Source organism: Acinetobacter sp. HY1485 (genome assembly GCF_027568475.1).
GTDB lineage: Bacteria > Pseudomonadota > Gammaproteobacteria > Pseudomonadales > Moraxellaceae > Acinetobacter.
Map to the genome: position 1 here is coordinate 24,799 of NZ_JANKZG010000009.1, position 20,173 is coordinate 44,971.

Below are 20,173 nucleotides of genomic sequence, written 5' to 3' on the forward strand. Positions count from 1 at the left end.
CATTTAAGTATCTTACATCATACTTTTGGCTGATAAAATAATCGCCCTACACGCAAAATTTTCGAGTAAAATTCAATCTAGGATCTACAATAAAATGCCCAGTATTTGAAAAGAACTGATTTAAAGGGCAAATCATAGTAGAATTTGCCTTTTATTTTTTTTCAGCAAAGGCATCGCCTCACTCGACTTATGATGGTTTTCAAGGATTTTTTATGTTAGCGCTAGATGTACAACATGTTCGAATGAATCAACATGCTGTTGATAAGGCTCAGGCGTTACAGTGTCTTGTTGATATTTTAGTAGAAGATCAACTCGTTACCCCTGAGTATATAGAAGGTTTAAAAGCACGCGAACAACAAAGTGCAACCTATCTTGGTCAAGGCATTGCAATTCCTCATGGCACCCCACAATCACGACAATATATTTTAAAAACAGGTGTCCGACTTGCACACTTTCCTGAAGGTGTAGTGTGGGATGGGGAAAATAAGATTTATTTGGCAGTTGTTATTGCTGCAAAATCCGATGAGCATCTGCAAGTCTTACAAATCTTGACGCGTGCGCTAATTGATGATGTTTCCGACAGAGTAAAAAATGCGACCTCTGCCGAGCAAATCATCGAATTATTACAAGCTCAACCCCCTTCTTTAGCCCTTCACGAAAATCTCATTACCACGCAAGTACCCGCCCAAGATATAGAAGACCTTCTTTGGCATGGTACCCAACTGTTAAAACAACAAAAATTAGTTGAGTGTGGATTTTTAACGGCGCTAGACCCAAAACAAATGATTCATCTAGGTGAAGATATTTGGTCAATTACAGCAAGCCAACATGTGTTAAGCCCTGCGGTGAGTATTGTTAAAGCAGAAGAACCTTTAACCTATAACAACAAGCCACTTGGCACACTGCTTTGTATTGCAAGCAACGATCAGCTTGATATGACGCAGTTTAACCGTTTGATGGATATTTTATTTGATCCTGCAAAACTGCAACAGTTAAACCAAGAACAAGATAGCCACCAAATTGCACAAATGATTGGTGCAGAAATTATTCCTGATTGGCCAGCACGTACTGTGGTACTTGCCAATGCACACGGCTTACATGCTCGTCCTGCAACGCAACTTGTCAATATCAGCAAAACCTTTAAAGGTGATATTCAAGTCTGTGCAGATGACGGTACATTTGTATCAGCAAAAAGTTTAACCAAGTTATTGTCAATGGGTTGTAAGCGTGGGCAAGTGCTTAAGTTTATTGCAGAACCTAACACAGATGCCGTAGAAGGTTTAGAGCAAATCATTGCAGCTGTTAAAGCAGGTTTAGGCGAAGAAGTTGAACCGATTGACGATCAAGCACCAAAGCAAGAACCACAAGAAGATGTTTTAACATTTGAACAAAGCGTTAATGCCAACGGAAACAAAACAGGTATTCCCGCTTCGGCAGGTTTAGCATTTGGTCCTGCACATGTGGTTAAACCACGCGAGTTTAACTATGACCGTCACGGTAGCAGTGTAAAAGCCGAAACCGATAAGCTCCAAAAAGCCATTGAACAAGTTAAAGAACATATTCGTCAGTTTATTGGTACTACCAAAGTAGAAGCCATTAAACAAATTTTCATGGCACATCTAGAAATGCTAGATGACCCTGATCTTATTCAAAACGTCCATAAAGGTTTAAAACAAAACCTCTCTGCCCCTGCTGCTTGGCATGAGTACATTGAAAGTGCAGCCAAAGCACAAGAAGCTCTTAAAGACCATTTACTTGCAGAGCGTGCAGCCGATTTACGTGATATTGGCGAACGTGTGTTGGCTGTACTTTGTGGCGTACCTGATGTGGTAGAACCAGAAGCACCGTATATTTTAATTATGCACGATGTGGGCCCGAGTGATGTTGCACGTTTAAACAAAGACCGTGTGGCGGGGATTTTAACTGCAGTCGGTGGGGCAAGTGCGCATAGTGCAATTGTGGCACGTGCATTGGCTATTCCTGCTGTCGTAGGTGCAGGTGCAGAAGTTCTCAAAATTGAGAGTAACACCACTGTTTTAATTAATGGTGATAACGGCGAATTTATTGCAAATCCTGAACAAAGCTTAATTGACCACGCCATTGAAGAACGTGAACGTCAACGCCTAATCCGTATAGAAGCAGAAAAACACAGCATGGAACCTGCCATTACTTTAGATGGTCATCAGGTTGAGATTGCTGCCAACATTGGTAAAGTTGATGCCACTAAAAAAGCCGTAGAATGTGGTGCAGAAGCGATTGGACTACTGCGTACAGAACTTGTGTTTATGGCACATAAAAGTGCGCCAAACGAAGAAGTCCAAGAAGCCGATTACCGTGTGGTATTAGATGCTTTAGAAGGTCGCCCTGTGGTGGTACGTACCCTTGATGTAGGTGGTGACAAACCATTACCATACTTACCCATTGCACCTGAAGAAAACCCGTTCTTGGGTATTCGTGGTATTCGTTTAACTTTGCGTAAACCTGAATTGTTGCGTCAACAGCTAACCGCTTTACTTAAAGCAGCCGATGACCGCCCATTACGTATTATGTTCCCAATGATTGGGCGTGTAGAAGAATGGCGTGCAGCAAAAGCCATTTTAGATGAAGTACGCGAACAATACCCAACTAATAACCTTGAAGTGGGTATTATGATTGAAGTACCTGCAGCAGCCCTACTTGCGCCAATTTTGGCACAAGAAGTTGACTTCTTTAGTGTGGGTACCAATGACTTGACCCAATACACTATGGCAATTGACCGTGGTCATCCTCAACTTTCAGCCGAGGCAGATGGTTTACACCCAAGTGTATTGTTACTCATTGATCTAGCTGTTCGTGCAGCACATCAATATGGTAAATGGGTCGGTGTTTGTGGTGAGTTGGCAGCAGATCCAAAAGCTGTACCTGTACTCATGGGCTTAGGGGTAGACGAACTAAGTATGTCAGCTACCAGCATTCCTTTAGTTAAAGCACAAATTCGTAAACTTAACTTTACAGAATGCCAAAAAATTGCACAGCAAGCACTTCACTGCGACAGTGCAACAGCCGTACGTGAATTAGGGGAATAACATGGCGAAAATTCTAACAATTACGCTTAACCCTGCCATTGATGTAACGGTTGAGCTTGATACCCTCAATATTGGTGAGGTCAATCGCCAAAAAGCATCGCAAAGCCATGCAGCGGGTAAAGGTTTAAACGTTGCACAAGTACTGCGTGACTTAGGACACGACCTTGTCGTAAGTGGCTTTTTAGGACAAGGGAATCGTCAGATCTTCGATCAGCATTTTGAAGAACAAAGTTTTGATAATCAGTTTATTTATGTAGAAGGCGAAACTCGTCAAAACATTAAAGTGGCTGAAAGTTCAGGACGTATGACCGACATTAATGGCAAAGGCTTTTGGGTAAGTGAGGAAGCAAAACAAGCACTTAAACAAAAACTTGAGAATATTCAAGTTGATGCGGTGGTAATTTCAGGCAGTTTGCCTCAAAACTTCTCCGTACAAGAATTTGCAGACCTCATTACATGGTTTAAACAACAAGGGCATAAAGTAGCGGTAGACACCAGTGGTCAAGCACTTGAAGCTGCTATTACAGTAAATCCTTGGTTAATTAAGCCAAATACCGACGAGCTGACAGAAACTTACCACTTACCTGCAACCACATTTGCCGAACAACAGGCAATTTTTGCAAAACAACAAACGCAAATTGAAAATATTGTCGTATCTATGGGCGAGCACGGCGTAAACTGGTTACGTAAAACAGATTCAATGCATGCCTCTGCACCTAAAGTAACAGTCAAAAGTACCGTCGGTGCAGGTGACTCTATGGTGGCAGGTATGGTGCATGGTTTACTCAGCCAACATACACCTCAAGAAACTCTACAAACTGCAACGGCAATTGCAAGTAATGCAGTCACACAAATCGGCTTTCAATTACCCCCTCTTTCTACAATCGAAGATTTGAAGCAACAAATCTCCATTAGCTCACTGGGTTAAGATAATGAAAAAACATATTTTATTTGTCCCAAATAGTCCTGAGCAACCTGTCAATGCTTTAATTTTGGCACGTAAGCTAGCAAATGTTGCTTCAACACTGGGATACGAAAGCGAAGTTGCTGCATCTGGTACAGATGCAAGCCAAAGCACTGCCGATATTATTATTGCTATTGGACAGCGCCTCAATCTTACAGATAAAGATGTGCGTGTGATTGGGCTTAACCAAGCACAAAATGATGGCACAGAAACACTACAGGCAGCACTTGATAAAACCGTACAAGAAGATGCTGCAGAAACAAGTACAAGCGCAACGCGTTTTGTTGCGATTACGGCTTGTCCAACAGGGGTTGCACATACGTTTATGGCCGCCGAAGCACTGCAACAAGGTGCTGCAAAACATGGCTATACCATTGATGTAGAAACACAAGGCTCAGTGGGTGCAAAAAATATTTTAACCCCTGAAAGCATTGCCGCAGCAGATGTTGTTATTTTAGCCACAGATATTGAAGTGAACACAGATCGTTTTGTAGGTAAACGTGTGTACCGTTGTGGTACAGGCTTTGCACTTAAACAAACCGACAAAGCATTTGAAGCTGCCATTAAAGAAGCGAAAGTACTTGATGGCAACACTCAAGCAAGTTCAAACAGCTCAGAAAAAGACGAAAAAGTTGGTATATATAAGCATCTGCTCACAGGTGTTTCTTACATGCTTCCAATGGTGGTCGCAGGTGGTTTGCTTACTGCTCTTTCTTTTTGTTTTGGTATTGAAGCATTTAAAGAAGTCGGTAGTTTAGCAGCTATTTTAAAAGACATTGGTGGCGCAGCTTTCTTACTAATGGTACCAATGTTTTCAGGCTATATTGCCTATTCAATTGCAGACCGTCCAGGGCTTACTCCAGGTTTAATTGGTGGTATTTTAGCAACCAATTTACAAGCAGGCTTTTTAGGTGGGATTGTATCGGGCTTTTTAGCAGGTTACATTGCCTTATTTATTGCCAAAAAATTAAAACTTCCAACCAGTTTAGAAGCACTTAAACCAATTTTACTCATTCCTTTGCTTTCTAGCTTAATTGTTGGTTTGCTTATGTACTACGTGATTGGTACACCTGTTGCTCATATTTTTGAAGCCATGAAAGATTTCTTAAATAATATGGGAACAACGAATGCTGTTTTAATGGGTGCTATCTTAGCAGGTATGATGTGTATTGATTTAGGTGGCCCAATTAATAAAGCAGCCTATGCCTTTACGGTGGGACTACTAACAACGCACACGTATATGCCGATGGCAGCAACGATGGCAGGCGGTATGGTACCTGCAATTGGTATGGCAATTGCCACTTTCTTGGCAAAAAGTAAATTTGATGAAGCAGAACGTGGTGCAGGTAAAGCTGCTTTTGTTCTAGGCTTGTGTTTTATTTCAGAAGGTGCTATTCCATTTGCAGCCAAAGACCCTGCACGTGTGATTGCAAGCTCAATTGTAGGTGGTGCAATTACAGGAGCTTTAGTTGCACTTGCACACTGTGAACTACAAGCACCTCATGGTGGTGTATTTGTATTACTTATTCCAAATGCCGTGACTCATCCACTCATGTATTTAGGTGCTATTGCAGCCGGAAGTGTTACAACAGGCATTATTTATGCTTTCTTAAAGCAACGTCAGCCACAGCCTAGCGCAGTTACAACTCAATAATTAAGTCTAATTATAAAAAAAGCCTCGTATACCACGGGGCTTTTTGTTTATTTTTTAACCAATTATAAATATTTTTTTTATATAAATTTACATTTTATGCATATGTGTTTGTTAAGTATAAATTTACAGATGCTTAAATAACCTACTAAAACTCTTGGTTTTTTTAAAACATAAAACAAAAAATGAACAAATATTTTTTTTGTAATCATCCCTGCTGTAAAAAAATACATTTGTGTACAAACCCGATGATTTTAAGCATCTCTATTAAAAAAAACGAACGATTGATATACTAGTCACCATCATTTGAGTGATCTATTTCATAGCACGTTTATATCCTCGGCAATATTAAATCTCTCTATCTATGGAAAGTCATTTAATTTTTTAAGGTAAATTGAATGAAAAAATTTTGGAAGTATCTACTAGTTGTTCTTCTTGTACTAGTAATTATCGCAATCGCGTTTTTGTTTAGACCTATTGCATCTAAACCAATTAAAACAGAAAGTGGCGAACCTGTTGTTGACGTTGTCTTAATTGGCGGCGGTATTATGAGTGCAACTTTGGGCACATACCTCACAGAATTACAGCCAAATTGGCAAATTCGTATGTATGAGCGTATGGATAAAGTTGCCCAAGAAAGCTCTAACGGCTTTAACAACGCAGGTACTGGTCACTCAGGTTTCATGGAAATGAACTATACCGAAGAAAAAGACGGTAAAATGGACATTTCTAAGGCTGTAAAAGTTGCAGGTCAATTTGAGATTGCAAAACAGTTCTGGGCACATCAAGTACAACAAGGTGTTTTAAACACACCAACGACGTTTATTAATCCAGTACCGCATATTGCTTTTGTGTGGGGCGATAACGTTTCATTTATGGAAAAACGTTATGCAGCAATGGTTAAAGATCCATTGTTTGCGGGTATGAAACTTTCTGAAGATCCAAAAGAAATTGCACAATGGGCACCATTGGTGATGCAAGGTCGTGATCCAAACCAGAAAGTAGCTGCAACACGCATGGACGTTGGTTCTGACGTAAACTACGGTGCAATCACCACTCAGCTAGTAAGTAACTTAGAAAAGCATTCTAACTTTAAGTTACAAAACTCAACTGAAGTAACAGGCATCAGCCAAAACGAAGATAAAACGTGGACAGTAGAGTTCAAAGATTTAAAAACGAACAAAACAAGCCATGTAAAAACTCGCTTTGTATTTATTGGTGCAGGTGGCGCAGCTATTAAAATGCTACAAATGACTGGTCTACCAGAAGCACAACAATATGCCGGCTTCCCTGTAGGTGGTGAGTTCTTAATTACAGATAATCCTGAAATTACCTCTAAACACACTGCAAAAGTTTATGGTCGTGCTGATCTTGGTGCACCTCCAATGTCTGTACCACATATTGATACACGTTATATTGACGGTAAAAAGTATGTATTGTTTGGACCATTTGCAACCTACTCAAACAAGTTCCTTAAAAATGGTTCTCAGTTAGACCTTGTTGCATCTACCAACAAAAATAACGTATTACCAATGACTGCTATTGGTTTACAAAACATGGATCTTGTTCAGTACCTTATCAGCCAAGTGATGATGTCTGACGAAGACCGTATGAATGAATTACGTAAATACTACCCTGAAGCGCAAGCAAAAGATTGGCATGCAAACCAAGGTGGTCAACGTGTTCAGATCATCAAAAAAGAGCCAGGAAAACCCGCTAAATTACAGTTTGGTACAGAGATTTTCACATCTTCAGACAAATCTGTAAGTGCGTTACTTGGTGCTTCTCCAGGGGCGTCTACTTCTCCGTACACAATGTTAAACGTACTTGAGAAAGCATTCCCTGAACAAGTGAAAGGTGAATGGAATCCTAAACTTCATGAGATTGTACGTTCTTACGGCCAAGATTTAAGTAATGATCCACAATTGCTTGATCAAACCCGTCATTATACAAGCTCAACTTTAGGTTTAAATTACACAACACCTGAAGCGTTTAAAAAAGCAGAAGCTCAAAAATAAGTTCTGAGCTAATTTTGAAAAGGGATGATTTTTCATCCCTTTTCTTATTTTAAGAAGTTTGAATGCAATGACCATTTTTTCATATCAAGATTTTAAGTTACTCACCATTAACCAATGCTGTTTAACACTTGCAATTGTGATGCAAGAAGTGATTATTGCCTTCCAACTTTATACGATTACTCAAAATCCGTTGAGTTTAGGTTTAGTTGGATTAACCGAATTTATCCCATTTGTATTGTTTTCTTTATGGGGTGGCTATATTGCCGATCGTTTCAACCGCCAACGTATTTTGCAAATTTGCTTTAGTTTATCTATGCCGCTTACTGCTTTGTTATGGTGGTGTACCGACCAACAATACATTATTTTAATTTACACAGTTTTATTCTTGTTTGGTTGTATACGTGGTATTTATAGCCCCTGTTTTAATTCACTGCGTCCATTTTTAGTGCCTAAGCTACTTTATGCACAGGCTGCCACTTGGACAAGTTTATGTTGGCAAGTTTGCGGTGTATTGGCACCTATATTGGGTGGGCTTTGTTTAAGCTACTTAGGTTTAAATAGTACCTTCGGACTAATCTTTGTTTTATTTATGATGGGTAGTTTGGCTTTATGGTGTATGAGCCAACGTACTTTCCCTGCTAGTGTTGCTACTTCTGTTTTATCAAGTTTAAAAGAAGCGATTCAATTTATTTATCAAACTAAAATTATATTTTGGGCAATTTTTTTAGATTTAGCCTCTGTGTTTTTTGGTGGTATTGTTGCACTACTTCCCATTTTTGCTCAAGATATTTTACACCTACAAGCCGATGGTTTTGGTTTATTACGGGCAATGCCTGCGATTGGTTCTTTAATTACCATGAGCATTTTAGTCCGTTATCCTATACAAAAAAACTTATGGCGTACCATGTTATGGGCAGTAACAGGCTTTGCATGTTGCACGCTCATGTTTGCACTTACACGGCAAATTTATTTATCTATGCTTGTACTGTTTGTTATGGGTGCATGCGACAGCGTGAGTATTGTAATACGACAAAATTTATTACAGTTGATTCCACCGCAACATCTGCTTGGGCGTGTGGCTGCAATTAACGGTATTTTTGTGACTTCAAGTAATGAACTTGGTGCGTTTCAATCAAGTGTTGTAGCACGATTTGTGACGGTTGTTCCTGCAATGCTCATTGGTGGTACACTCTCTTTACTCACTGTTTTTCTCACTCATAAAAAAACACGCCATATTGATTATGACTAAACACATCATTGTTACCATTCTCCTTATTTTACAATCACTGTACTTGGTTATTTTTGATGGTACAGCGGGTTTTCTAATTGTTAGCCTTGCTCTTTTATTTATGCAAGCTTTTATACAGTACAAAAAACTGATTATGGTACTTGCAATTATTTTACTCTGTTTGCTACATGCATTTTGGTTTATCCCTCTTGCTGTGATTGCATATTTTTGTGTATCTAAATCACTACCACAGTGGATACTGTTAGTTAGCCTTGCAATTGCCCAAGGGTATTATCAACACTCGTTTATAACATCTGATAGTTCTGGCGAGACATGGCAAAAATATGGTGCATTGTGAAAAACACTCATCATTAAATGAATAATTTTCAGCATAGAGTCATTAAAGCAATTCGATATACTGATATGTTTTAATCAGAAGGATCTACAAATGAAAATTTTAGATGGTGGTGTAGGTCGAGAATTAGCACGCCGTGGTGCACCCTTTAAACAACCCGAGTGGTCAGCTTTGGCACTTTGGGAAGCACCCAATACTGTAAAAGAGGTGCATCTTGATTTTATTCAAGCAGGTGCAGATGTAATTACAACAAACAATTATGCTGTTGTACCTTTTCATATTGGACAACAACGCTTTGACCAAGAAGCACGTCACCTGATTGAAGTAAGTATTACACAGGCAAAACTTGCCATAGAAGGAAGCCAAAAAGACGTTAAGATTGCAGGTTCGCTACCGCCTTTGTTTGGTTCATATCGTGCAGATTTGTTTGAAGAACATAAAGCTGAACTTAAAAAAATTGCACATCCAATTATTGATACGCTTACCCCTCATATTGATTTTTGGTTGGCAGAAACGCAATCTTGTTTAGAAGAAGTAGAACAAGTCCATGCTCTTTTACCTCAAGACAATAAAGCCTATTGGGTGTCTTTTACACTTCAAGACAATGTCCAATTAGATGAACCACTTTTACGTTCGGGCGAAACCATGGCACAAGTTGTCAAAACACTTCAAAAAATTAAAGCAGATGCTGTGTTATTTAATTGCTGTCAGCCTGAAGTTATTTTACAAGCCATTAAATACATTAAAGCTCACCTACCGCAAATTGAGATTGGTGCTTATGCAAATGCATTTCCGCCACAAGATGAAAATGCAACCGCAAACGATGGGCTAGACGAAATTCGTAAAGAATTAGATGAAAATGCATATCTTGCTTTTGCTAAACAATGGCAAGATGCAGGGGCAACTATTATTGGTGGCTGTTGTGGTATTACACCATCACATATCCAAACGCTTTCTCATTTTTTTAAGGAAGCATAGATGTCTAGCAACAAAATTGGACTATTGTCATTAACGGCATTGGTCTTTAGTTCTATGGTGGGGTCAGGCGTATTTAGCCTGCCTCAAAATATGGCAGCTGTTTCTAATGGCGCAGCATTACTCATAGCTTGGCTCATTACAGGCGTGGGTATCCTATTTTTGGCATTTTCTTTATTGTTTTTATCCCGTCAGCATCCTGAACTAGATGGTGGTATTTACAATTACGCCCGTGCAGGTTTTGGCGAACTTATCGGCTTTTTCTCTGCTTGGGGATATTGGCTCTGTACCACTATTGGTATTGTAGGCTATGTGGTGGTTGCCTTTTCTGCTTTGGGTATGCTGTTTGATACGCCCGATCATGTCATTTTTGGTGAAGGTAATACACCATACGCCATCTTAGGCTCGTCTATATTTGTATGGCTGGTACATTGGGTGGTCAGTCGTGGCATCAAAGAAGCCGCAATTGTGAACCTACTTGCGACCATCTGTAAAATTGTGCCTATGGTCGTGTTTATCTTTTTTACCATCATTGCCTTTAAGTTAGAGCTGTTTAAACTCAACTTTCATGACTTTTCGTTAGGTGTTCCACTTTGGCAACAAGTCAAAGATTTAATGCTCATCACGTTGTGGGTATTTACAGGGATTGAAGGTGCTGTTGTTTTATCATCGCGTGCTAAAAACCGTAATGATATTGGCAAAGCAACGGTACTTGGCGTATTACTCGCGCTCAGTTTTTACATTATGGTGACTGTTTTGTCTTATGGTGTTGCAAGCCGTGCAGATATTGCAGGTATGCACAATCCATCTATGGCAACCATTTTAACGCAACTGATTGGCTTACCTGGTACCATTGTCATTATTGTGGGTCTGATTATTTCCGTGACCTCTTCTTATTTAAGTTGGACGTTATTTGCCACAGAAATTCCATTTTTAGCAGCAAAAAACAATGCCTTTCCCGCACGTTTTTTAAAAACTAATGAAAATAACGTACCAATCAGCTCATTATGGCTTACATCTATTGTGGTACAAATTTGCTTAATTGCTGTCTGTTTTTTTAATAAAAATTACACGCAACTTTTGATGATCTCATCGGTTATGATTTTATTGCCCTACTTTTTAGTTTCGGCATTTTACTTAAAATCTTCTGTACAGCATAAACGCCAAATGCACATTGCCATTGCTTCAGTTGCAACGATCTATGCCGTATGGCTTCTTTATGCAGCAGGACTTTCTTTACTGATGTTATCAGGCGTTTTATATGCCGTTGGCTTGATGATCTTTTTATACTCACGAAAAAAACGGTTCTAAAAAGAACCGTTTTTTTTATTTTTTCAATGACAGCTCATATTGTTGAGCTTTTTCTTCATCAAATTGATTTTCCCACTTACTAATCACAAGTACCGCAAGCGAGTTACCAATCACATTTAGTGCGGTACGTGCCATATCTAAAATACGATCTACACCTGCAATAAATGCTAAGCCTTCTAGTGGAATACCCACAGAACCCAATGTTGCAAGCAATACAACAAATGATACCCCTGGTACACCTGCAATCCCTTTAGACGTTACCATCAAGGTAAATACTAAAGTGACTTGCTGTGTAATGGTTAAATCAATACCGTAAAGCTGTGCAATAAAGATTGCTGCAATACTTTGATAAAGCGTAGAACCATCTAAGTTAAATGAATAACCTGTTGGAATAACAAAACTTGAAATCGCTTTTGGCGCACCATAAGCTTCCATTTTTTGCATAATACGTGGCAATACTGTCTCAGAACTTGCCGTTGAGAATGCTAAAATGAGCTCATCTTTTAAAATTTTAATAATTGTAAAGATGTTTAAGTTACAGAATTTTGCAACACCACCCAACACTATAATACCAAAGAACAAAATGGCAAAGTAAACAAGACCAACCAACTTAGCCAATGGAATAAGGGATGCAAAACCAAATGTTGCCACTGTTACCGAAATCAGTGCAAATACACCAACAGGTGCATACATCATAATGGTGTTAGTCACTTTAAACATTGATTCAGCAACAGCATCTAAAATGTTTAACAGTGGTTGCTTTTTCTCAACAGGTAAAGATGCAAGTGCAATACCAAAAAATACAGAGAAAAAGATGATCTGTAGCATATTACCGTTGACCATCGCACCAAACATATTGGATGGAATTAACGATAAAATGGTATGGAAAATACCATGAGATTCGGCTTGAACGCTTTCGGTTGTATGCTGATATTGGCTAATATCTGAAGCATGAAGCGCACTCATATCCACACCAATACCTGGATGGAATACATTTGCAAGTACTAAACCAACCACAATGGCAACAGTTGTAATAATTTCAAAATATACAATTGTTTTTACGCCAAGCGTACCTAGCTTTTTAGAGTCACCAACGCCTGCAATCCCTAAAATAAGAGTAGATATTACGATTGGAACAACAATCATCTTGATCAGGGTAATAAAAATCTGACCAGCAGGTTTTAAGTAATCTTTAATAATATTTGCTTGTAGTTCGGGGTGGTTATGTAAAAATGTACCAAACCCAATACCCAACACTAAAGCAATTAAGATTTGCCAAGCAAGACTAATCTTTACTTTTTTCATAGGCTAAAAAACCCTATTGAATCCAACTAGATGCAAAAGAATAAATACAAACCGCACTAGGGGAAAATGGAAAGATAAAGCATGAAATCTCAAGGTTAGATTTCAAAAGTGCTCTGCTAAAAACCGAACTAATGTACTAACCGCTTATTCATGCGTCAACATAAAATTACACTTAATACCTAGCAAATGCCATACCACTTTAGTCAAAATTATGCTAAATGTGAGATCCATTTAATTTAAATAAATATTTAAAATACAATATCTTAATAATAAAATTCACTGTTCAAAAAAAGCTTGATGTATTTGCTTACATCTTTTTTAATGATTGAAGAAAAGATCGTTATAATAAATTATTTGAGTGTAGAACCTAAAATGACAAATCTGACCTGTTTTAAAGCATATGACATTCGTGGAAAACTAGGCACAGAACTTAATGAAACGATTGCTTATAACGTAGGACGTGCATACGGACAAATTTATCAACCGAAAACCATTGTGGTGGGTTGTGATATCCGTGAAAGCAGTGAAAGCTTAAAACAAGCCACTATTCAAGGCTTAAATGATGCAGGTGTAGATGTTCTAGATTTGGGCATGACAGGCACAGAAGAGGTCTATTTTGGTGCGTTTCATCTAGATGTACAAGGTGGTATTGAAATTACAGCAAGTCATAACCCTATGGATTACAACGGTATGAAGCTTGTTCGTGAAAATGCGCGCCCAATTAGTGCAGATACAGGTTTAAAAGAAATCCAAGCTTTGGCACAAAGCCAAGAATTTTTAGACGTAGCAAAAAAAGGAACGACGCAATCTTATAATATTGTGCCTGAATTTGTAGACCATCTACTGACTTACATTGATATAACCAAAATTCGTCCGCTTAAATTTGTGGTGAATGCGGGTAACGGCGCAGCAGGACATGTCATTGATGCACTTGAAGACAAATTCAAACAACTTCAAGTTCCTGTCGAATTTATTAAAATTCATCACGAAGCAGATGGTACATTTCCAAACGGTATCCCTAACCCATTATTAGTAGAAAACCGTGACAGTACCCGCCAAGCTGTCATTGAACATCAAGCAGATATGGGTATTGCTTGGGATGGCGACTTTGACCGTTGTTTCTTGTTTGATGAAAAAGGACAATTTATTGAAGGTTACTATATTGTCGGTTTACTTGCCCAAGCCTTTTTACTTCAAAAATCAGGCGAAAAAATTGTGCATGACCCACGTTTAGTTTGGAATACGCTTGATATCGTAGAACAAAATGGTGGTATTACTGTTCAATCAAAATCTGGACATGCCTTCATCAAAGAAATTATGCGTGAAGAAAATGCAGTCTATGGTGGCGAGATGAGCGCACATCATTACTTTCGTGATTTTGCCTACTGTGATAGCGGTATGATTCCATGGTTATTGGTCACTGCTTTACTGTCTGAAACAAAACAGTCGCTTTCTACACTTGTAGAAAATATGATTGCAAAATTTCCATGTAGTGGCGAAATCAATTTTAAAGTTACAGATACGCAAGTCACTATTCAAAAAATCTTTGATTTCTATGCAGATCAACAACCACAAATTGACCGTACTGACGGCGTAAGTTTAGATTTTGGTGCATGGCGTTTAAATGTGCGTGCTTCTAACACAGAACCACTTTTACGCTTAAATATCGAAATTCGTGCAAGTGAGGCTCAGCAACCCTTACAATTTTATGTTGATGAAGTATCTAATCTCATTACAAACGTATAATTTTGTTTATGAACACAGCTTAGTTTATAAAACAGAAAATAATTGAATCCAAATCATGGAAAAATATTTTTCTTAAAAGAGATAATTCGATTTAAACTTTCTCTGTAACATAATCTAAAAAAACTCGGTCAATGACCGAGTTTTTTGTTTCACGTGGAACGATAACCTTGTGGATTTTTTTTCTGCCAATTCCAACTGTCCTTCAGCATTTCTTTTAAACCACGCTTAGGCTGCCAACCTAACTCATCTAAAGCACGTTGGTTATCTGCAAAACAGGTTGCAACATCACCTTCACGGCGTGCAGAATATTCAAATGGCACATCAACCTGATTGATGTCTTGGAAGGTATTGCGAATCTGTAAAACTGAAAAACCGTTACCTGTTCCAATGTTCCAAGCACGGCATCCTGTATCTTTTAAACGATTATTTAACGCACACAAATGCGCATCGGCTAAATCTACAACATGAATATAATCACGCACGCCTGTTCCATCTACCGTGTCATAATCATGACCAAAAATAGATAATTTTTCGCGTTTACCAATCGCAACTTGAGTCACATAAGGCATTAAATTATTGGGTATCCCTTGTGGGTCTTCGCCAATTTCACCACTTTCATGTGCCCCTACAGGGTTAAAATAACGCAGTAAAGCAATCGACCAACGAGCATCAGCCTCAGCAAGTTTTTCCAACATTTGCTCAACAATTAGTTTGGTATAGCCATAATTATTGTTCGGCATTCCCGTTGGCATGGTTTCTTTAAGTGGCGATGGATGAGTATCACCATATACGGTTGCAGATGAACTAAACACCAATGTAAACACCTGCGCTTTTTCCATTGCTTTAAATAAGGTAGTACTGCCTGCAACATTATTATCAAAATATGCTAGTGGAATTTTTTGACTTTCGCCCACTGCTTTTAAGCCTGCAAAATGGATCACAGCATCAATTTGATGTTGTTGGAAAACTTCATCAAGTTGCTGTTGCTTGCGAATATCGCCTTCAATAAAAATAATATTCTTTTGTGTCAGCTGTTCTACACGCTGTAAAGATTCAACACTACTGTTACATAAATTATCAAAAACGATAACGTCATGCCCTGCATCTAACAGCTCTACACATGTATGTGAACCAATAAAGCCTGCGCCACCTGTTACTAAAATATTAGCCACGTTTTTTTCCTAACAAAATATCAAGTAAACCTTGCGTTGAAGTGTCTAATGCATCGGTATTCACTTGTTGTCCATTTAGAATTGGTAAGAGTTGATTGGCAATTTCTTTGCCTTTTTCAACCCCCCACTGGTCAAATGGATTAATGTTCCAAATAACAGATTGCACAAATACTTTATGCTCATACAGTGCTATCAACATCCCTAACGTATAAGGGTTAAGTTCCTGTATCAGCATAGTTGTACTTGGCTGATTACCTTCGTATTGTTGATATTCAGGCAAGGTTTGTTCAATGGCTTTATTACCAAATGCCAAAAGTCGTGATTGTGCTAAACAGTTAGACAATGCTAAGTGATGTTGTTCCACTAAAGCTTCTGCATTTTCGGCATATGTAAATTGTTTAGCGTTATAACGTTTTACAGGTGCAATAAAGTCACAACTTACAAAATGCGTTCCTTGATGCAGTAACTGATAAAACGCATGTTGCGCATTGGGCCCAACCTCTCCCCATACAATCGGGCAGGTACTTAACGTTACTTTCTGGCTGTCTCGTTGGGTAGATTTCCCATTAGACTCCATCTCAAGTTGTTGTAAATATGCTGCAAAGTATTTTAAACGACCGTCATAAGGTAACACTGCATGGGTCTGCATATTCAAAAAGTTGGTATTCCAAACCCCCAATAAACCCATTAAGACAGGAATATTTTGGGGAAATGGCGCATTTTGAAAATGCTCATCCACAGCATAAGCACCTGCTAAAAATTGCTTAAATCCTTCAACTCCAATGGTCAGTGCAATCGGTAAACCAATACAAGACCAAAGCGAGTAACGTCCCCCTACCCAATCCCACAATAATAATTGCTTATCTTCAGCAATGCCCCACTCTGCCATTTTTTCAGGTTTTGTGGACACACCAATAAAATGACTTTTAATCACCTTATCTTGTTTACCTAATGCTTTTTCTAACCATAAACGAACGGTTTGCGCATTGGACAAGGTATCAATTGTCCCAAATGATTTAGAAGAAATAATAAACAGTGTTGTTTCGGGGCGCAGTTGATGAAGTAAATCGGATAACTGACTGCCATCCATTGTAGATACAAAATGAATATGTAGGGGTTTTTCTGTTTTTAATTTAAAGTCTGAAAGTGCATGGCTTGCCATGAGTGGACCTAAATCTGAGCCACCCACGCCAATATTAACCACATCTTGAATCACTTCGCCCGTTGCACCACGGAATTGCCCTGCATGAATTTTTTCTACTAACGCATACATTTTTTCAAGCTGTTGATGTACTTGTTGGGCAAGTGTAGTATGCCGACTTCCATGCTGTGGTAAACGTAACGCCCAATGCATTGCCGCACGGTGCTCTGTATAGTTAATCTCTTCTTCAGAAAATAACGTGTTTATCCACTGTTTTAATTGTTTTTGTTCAGCATAACTCATTAACTCTTTAAGCACATTTTGATCAATACGGTGTTTACTATAATCAAAAAGAAGGTGCTGAAATTCAAATGAGTAATGTTCAAAACGCTGTGGATCTTGCTCAAATAAATCATTTAAATGTAGATGAGCAAATGTTTGGGCGCAGTCTTGTAATTTTTTCATATACGTCCTACTCCCTCGTAGGCAAAGCCTTGAGATTTTACAAATGCTGCATCGTAAACATTACGACCATCTAAAATCAGTGGATGTTTCATTAATTGGTGTAAATACTGATAATCAAGTCCTAAGTATTCTTTCCAAGCAGTTAGTAAACACAACGCATCAGCACCTTTTACTGCTTGGTAACGATCTTCACATAAAATAAGATCTGCACGTTCGCCATATTGTTCTAAAATAAAAGGAAGTGCTTGCGGGTCATGTAATTGAACAATTGCCCCTTGTGCCCATAATGCTTTGAGCATGGTATGAATAGGTGAATAATGAATTCGAGGTGTGTTTTCTTTGAAAGAAGCACCCCAAATTGCAATCACCTTACCCTTTAAATCGCATTGGTAATAATTCCAAAGTTTACGAAATAAAATCTCTTTTTGTTGTTCGTTAATTTGCCAAACTTGTTCAAGTAACTCACTTTTTACACCGACATCGGCAATGGTATCGGTTAATGTCAGCACATCATGAGAGAAATTTGCACCACCAAAACCAACACCCGGGGCTAAATATGCATCACCAATGCGTGTATCTGCACCCAAACCTAAACGTACATTTGCAATATCAATATTAAGTTTTTCAGCCACTTGTGCTAAATCATTCATAAAACTAATACGTGTGGCTAACATGCCTGAAATACTTAATTTAGTAAACTCAGCATCCAAAATTGGCATAAATACATAATCATGATTCGCAGGGTAAAAAGGACGTAATAGTTCTTTTATTTTAGGCTGTACACACAGTGCATCTACCCCTACTAAAACATGCTTAACGTGCAAGATACTATTTAAAGCATTACCTTCTTGAATCATATCAGGCAAGTAACACCAATCATCTTTTGGTGCTTGCTGTTGTAATTTTAAAGTACCATTTAGATCAAAGTTTGAACTGTTAATCATCAATTTAGGATGAATAATAGGTTGTTGACTCAGCCCTTCTAAGATGTCTTGTGCTAAATGATATTCATGTGAGTTAAATGCAAAAAAATGACTCTCAATTTCTGAAGAGGGAATATCTGAACATGCACAAATAATGAGAGATTGCTGTTTGATCTGCTTATCAATTAAATCATTAACTTCTCGATCTTGGTACTCAATTTGATTGATTAAATCAAGACACCAATAGACTTGGTGTCCATATTCAGCAAATAAGCCTGCCATGACACCTGCATTTAATGTTGTTCCATAGATTGCGATTTTCATGGCAACTCCTATTTACAGATCAAGTTCTTTAATAAGATTTTTAAAATCTGTGCCTAATTTTTCATGTGCAATACCATAATGTAGAACTGCTTTTAGATAACCTAACTTACTACCACAATCAAAAGTTTGACCCTGCATACGATAAGCTTCAACTGTATTTGATTGTTGTAAAGTTGCAATGGCATCGGTCAGCTGAATTTCGTTGCCTGCACCTTTTGGTGTGGTTTCTAATAGCTTCATAACCTGATTAGGTAAAACATAACGTCCAACTACTGACAAATTACTTGGCGCATCTTCAATACTTGGTTTTTCTACAATACCCTCCATTTTAATGCTTTCGCCTTCATTTGGGTTTTGCGCAACATCCACAATACCGTATTGATTGACTAAGTTTTCAGGCACTGCCTCTACCATAATTTGAGCGGCATCTACCTCATCAAAACGCTGAATCATACGTTGTAAATCATTTAATTCTGTTTTTTCTTTTACCAACACATCAGGAAGTAAAACCGCAAAATCATCATCACCTACAATATCTTTTGCACATAAAACTGCATGCCCTAACCCTAATGGTTGTGGCTGTCGAACACTCACGATACTCACATGCGGTGGCACAATGTTAGTGATGGCTTCTAATAAGTCGTATTTTTTCTTTTGCTCAAGTGTCGTTTCTAATTCAAAATTACGGTCAAAGTAGTTTTCAATCGATGCTTTTGACGCATGCGTCACTAAAATAATTTGCTCAATACCTGCTTCTACTGCTTCACGCACCACATATTCAATTGCAGGACGATCAACCACTGTGACCATCTCTTTTGGAATGGACTTACTTGCAGGTAAAAAACGCGTGCCTAAACCTGCTACAGGAAGAATTGCTTTTTTAATCATATTCATCACTACTTATTTAGAATCTTTTGAATGATTGCCTTTAAAAATAGAAGGTCCAACATGCCCAGGTGCATTAATTCCTTCTTTTTTTAACATTACAGAAACTGTTTTAAACATTATTTTAAGGTCGATAAAAATATTATGATGATCGACATACCATACATCAAGCTCAAAACGTTTTTCATAGTCTAGTTCATTACGTCCGCTAATTTGAGCTAGTCCAGTCATACCTGGCTTAACCTCTAAACGGCGTGCCTGTTCAGGTGTGTAATGCTGAATAAATTCTTTTAACATTGGACGTGGACCCACAATACTCATATCACCCTTAATCACATTCAGTAATTGTGGCATTTCATCTAGACTTGTGGAACGTAATTTTTGTCCAAATGGTGTAATCCGTTCTTCATCTGACAAAAGATTACCCTGAATATCACATATATCTTTCATTGAACGAAATTTCATCATTTTGAAAAGCTGCCCATTTTTTCCTGGACGTTCTTGATAGAAAAATATAGGCGCACCAAGATTTCTTCTTACTTTGATTAAAGTATAGAAAAAAACAGGAGAGAGTACTAAAAGTGCGAGTAAGGCAATGGAAATATCTAATAATCTTTTTAGCATAACTCAACCTACTCAGGTATT

Annotated in this window: 15 protein-coding genes; 9 read left to right on the plus strand and 6 right to left on the minus strand. The window is 38.3% G+C overall.

What is annotated here, in order from left to right:
* The first annotated feature begins 212 nt into the window (after window positions 1-212).
* From ptsP to PCI70_RS09905, 8 genes are all read left to right on the plus strand, one after another.
* Window positions 213-3,065, plus strand: a complete 2,853-nt coding sequence (gene ptsP / locus PCI70_RS09870) for a phosphoenolpyruvate--protein phosphotransferase (protein ID WP_269915168.1) — start codon at window positions 213-215, stop codon at window positions 3,063-3,065.
* Between the two features lies 1 nt (window position 3,066).
* A complete protein-coding gene (gene pfkB / locus PCI70_RS09875) occupies window positions 3,067-3,993 on the plus strand; it encodes a 1-phosphofructokinase (RefSeq protein WP_269915169.1) in 927 nt (308 codons plus the stop codon).
* A 4-nt stretch (window positions 3,994-3,997) separates the two neighbouring features.
* Window positions 3,998-5,683, plus strand: coding sequence for a fructose-specific PTS transporter subunit EIIC (locus PCI70_RS09880; RefSeq protein ID WP_269915170.1), 1,686 nt, complete (start codon window positions 3,998-4,000; stop codon window positions 5,681-5,683).
* A gap of 395 nt (window positions 5,684-6,078) precedes the next feature.
* A complete protein-coding gene (gene mqo, locus PCI70_RS09885) occupies window positions 6,079-7,698 on the plus strand; it encodes a malate dehydrogenase (quinone) (RefSeq protein ID WP_269915171.1) in 1,620 nt (539 codons plus the stop codon).
* A gap of 67 nt (window positions 7,699-7,765) precedes the next feature.
* A complete protein-coding gene (locus PCI70_RS09890) occupies window positions 7,766-8,947 on the plus strand; it encodes an MFS transporter (RefSeq protein WP_269915172.1) in 1,182 nt (393 codons plus the stop codon).
* The gene (locus PCI70_RS09895) at window positions 8,940-9,284 is read left to right on the plus strand and encodes a hypothetical protein (RefSeq protein WP_269915173.1); all 345 of its coding nucleotides are present in this window, start codon (window positions 8,940-8,942) and stop codon (window positions 9,282-9,284) included. Before PCI70_RS09890 ends, PCI70_RS09895 begins: the two co-directional genes overlap by 8 nt.
* Before the next feature lie 90 nt (window positions 9,285-9,374).
* Window positions 9,375-10,259: a homocysteine S-methyltransferase family protein gene (locus PCI70_RS09900; RefSeq protein WP_269915174.1), complete on the plus strand. Its 885-nt coding sequence runs from the start codon at window positions 9,375-9,377 to the stop codon at window positions 10,257-10,259.
* Window positions 10,260-11,567: a basic amino acid/polyamine antiporter gene (locus PCI70_RS09905; RefSeq protein ID WP_269915175.1), complete on the plus strand. Its 1,308-nt coding sequence runs from the start codon at window positions 10,260-10,262 to the stop codon at window positions 11,565-11,567. It begins immediately after the preceding gene.
* A gap of 15 nt (window positions 11,568-11,582) precedes the next feature.
* Here the strand turns inward: PCI70_RS09905 and gltP are convergent, their stop codons facing one another.
* A complete protein-coding gene (gene gltP / locus PCI70_RS09910) occupies window positions 11,583-12,872 on the minus strand; it encodes a glutamate/aspartate:proton symporter GltP (protein ID WP_269915176.1) in 1,290 nt (429 codons plus the stop codon).
* A 372-nt stretch (window positions 12,873-13,244) separates the two neighbouring features.
* Between gltP and PCI70_RS09915 the strand changes: the two genes are divergently transcribed.
* On the plus strand, window positions 13,245-14,618 hold the full coding sequence (locus PCI70_RS09915) for a phosphomannomutase CpsG (protein ID WP_269915177.1): 1,374 nt from the start codon (window positions 13,245-13,247) through the stop codon (window positions 14,616-14,618).
* 149 nt (window positions 14,619-14,767) lie between these two features.
* Here PCI70_RS09915 and galE read toward each other — a convergent pair whose 3' ends face one another.
* From galE to PCI70_RS09940, 5 genes are read right to left on the minus strand one after another with little or no spacing between them, the layout of a single operon-like run.
* The gene (galE, locus tag PCI70_RS09920; protein WP_269915178.1) at window positions 14,768-15,790 is read right to left on the minus strand and encodes a UDP-glucose 4-epimerase GalE; all 1,023 of its coding nucleotides are present in this window, start codon (window positions 15,788-15,790) and stop codon (window positions 14,768-14,770) included.
* Complete coding sequence (gene pgi, locus PCI70_RS09925; RefSeq protein WP_269915179.1) at window positions 15,783-17,396, minus strand: glucose-6-phosphate isomerase; 1,614 nt, start codon at window positions 17,394-17,396, stop codon at window positions 15,783-15,785. Before pgi ends, galE begins: the two co-directional genes overlap by 8 nt.
* Window positions 17,393-18,643: a UDP binding domain-containing protein gene (locus PCI70_RS09930; protein WP_269915180.1), complete on the minus strand. Its 1,251-nt coding sequence runs from the start codon at window positions 18,641-18,643 to the stop codon at window positions 17,393-17,395. The genes pgi and PCI70_RS09930 overlap by 4 nt, the downstream gene beginning before the upstream one ends.
* A 12-nt stretch (window positions 18,644-18,655) precedes the next feature.
* A complete protein-coding gene (gene galU, locus PCI70_RS09935) occupies window positions 18,656-19,531 on the minus strand; it encodes a UTP--glucose-1-phosphate uridylyltransferase GalU (protein ID WP_269915181.1) in 876 nt (291 codons plus the stop codon).
* Between the two features lie 12 nt (window positions 19,532-19,543).
* A complete protein-coding gene (locus PCI70_RS09940; protein ID WP_269915182.1) occupies window positions 19,544-20,152 on the minus strand; it encodes a sugar transferase in 609 nt (202 codons plus the stop codon).
* Window positions 20,153-20,173 lie beyond the last annotated feature (21 nt).

What these genes read in the sequence shown, in the direction of transcription:
- gltP (WP_269915176.1), bottom strand. Translation starts at nt 12,872, where the DNA reads ATGAAAAAAGTAAAGATTAGTCTTGCTTGGCAAATCTTAATTGCTTTA.
- mqo (WP_269915171.1), top strand. Translation starts at nt 6,079, where the DNA reads ATGAAAAAATTTTGGAAGTATCTACTAGTTGTTCTTCTTGTACTAGTA.
- PCI70_RS09940 (WP_269915182.1), bottom strand. Translation starts at nt 20,152, where the DNA reads ATGCTAAAAAGATTATTAGATATTTCCATTGCCTTACTCGCACTTTTA.
- pgi (WP_269915179.1), bottom strand. Translation starts at nt 17,396, where the DNA reads ATGAAAAAATTACAAGACTGCGCCCAAACATTTGCTCATCTACATTTA.
- pfkB (WP_269915169.1), top strand. Translation starts at nt 3,067, where the DNA reads ATGGCGAAAATTCTAACAATTACGCTTAACCCTGCCATTGATGTAACG.
- PCI70_RS09905 (WP_269915175.1), top strand. Translation starts at nt 10,260, where the DNA reads ATGTCTAGCAACAAAATTGGACTATTGTCATTAACGGCATTGGTCTTT.
- PCI70_RS09895 (WP_269915173.1), top strand. Translation starts at nt 8,940, where the DNA reads ATGACTAAACACATCATTGTTACCATTCTCCTTATTTTACAATCACTG.
- galU (WP_269915181.1), bottom strand. Translation starts at nt 19,531, where the DNA reads ATGATTAAAAAAGCAATTCTTCCTGTAGCAGGTTTAGGCACGCGTTTT.
- PCI70_RS09880 (WP_269915170.1), top strand. Translation starts at nt 3,998, where the DNA reads ATGAAAAAACATATTTTATTTGTCCCAAATAGTCCTGAGCAACCTGTC.
- PCI70_RS09915 (WP_269915177.1), top strand. Translation starts at nt 13,245, where the DNA reads ATGACAAATCTGACCTGTTTTAAAGCATATGACATTCGTGGAAAACTA.
- ptsP (WP_269915168.1), top strand. Translation starts at nt 213, where the DNA reads ATGTTAGCGCTAGATGTACAACATGTTCGAATGAATCAACATGCTGTT.
- PCI70_RS09900 (WP_269915174.1), top strand. Translation starts at nt 9,375, where the DNA reads ATGAAAATTTTAGATGGTGGTGTAGGTCGAGAATTAGCACGCCGTGGT.
- PCI70_RS09930 (WP_269915180.1), bottom strand. Translation starts at nt 18,643, where the DNA reads ATGAAAATCGCAATCTATGGAACAACATTAAATGCAGGTGTCATGGCA.
- PCI70_RS09890 (WP_269915172.1), top strand. Translation starts at nt 7,766, where the DNA reads ATGACCATTTTTTCATATCAAGATTTTAAGTTACTCACCATTAACCAA.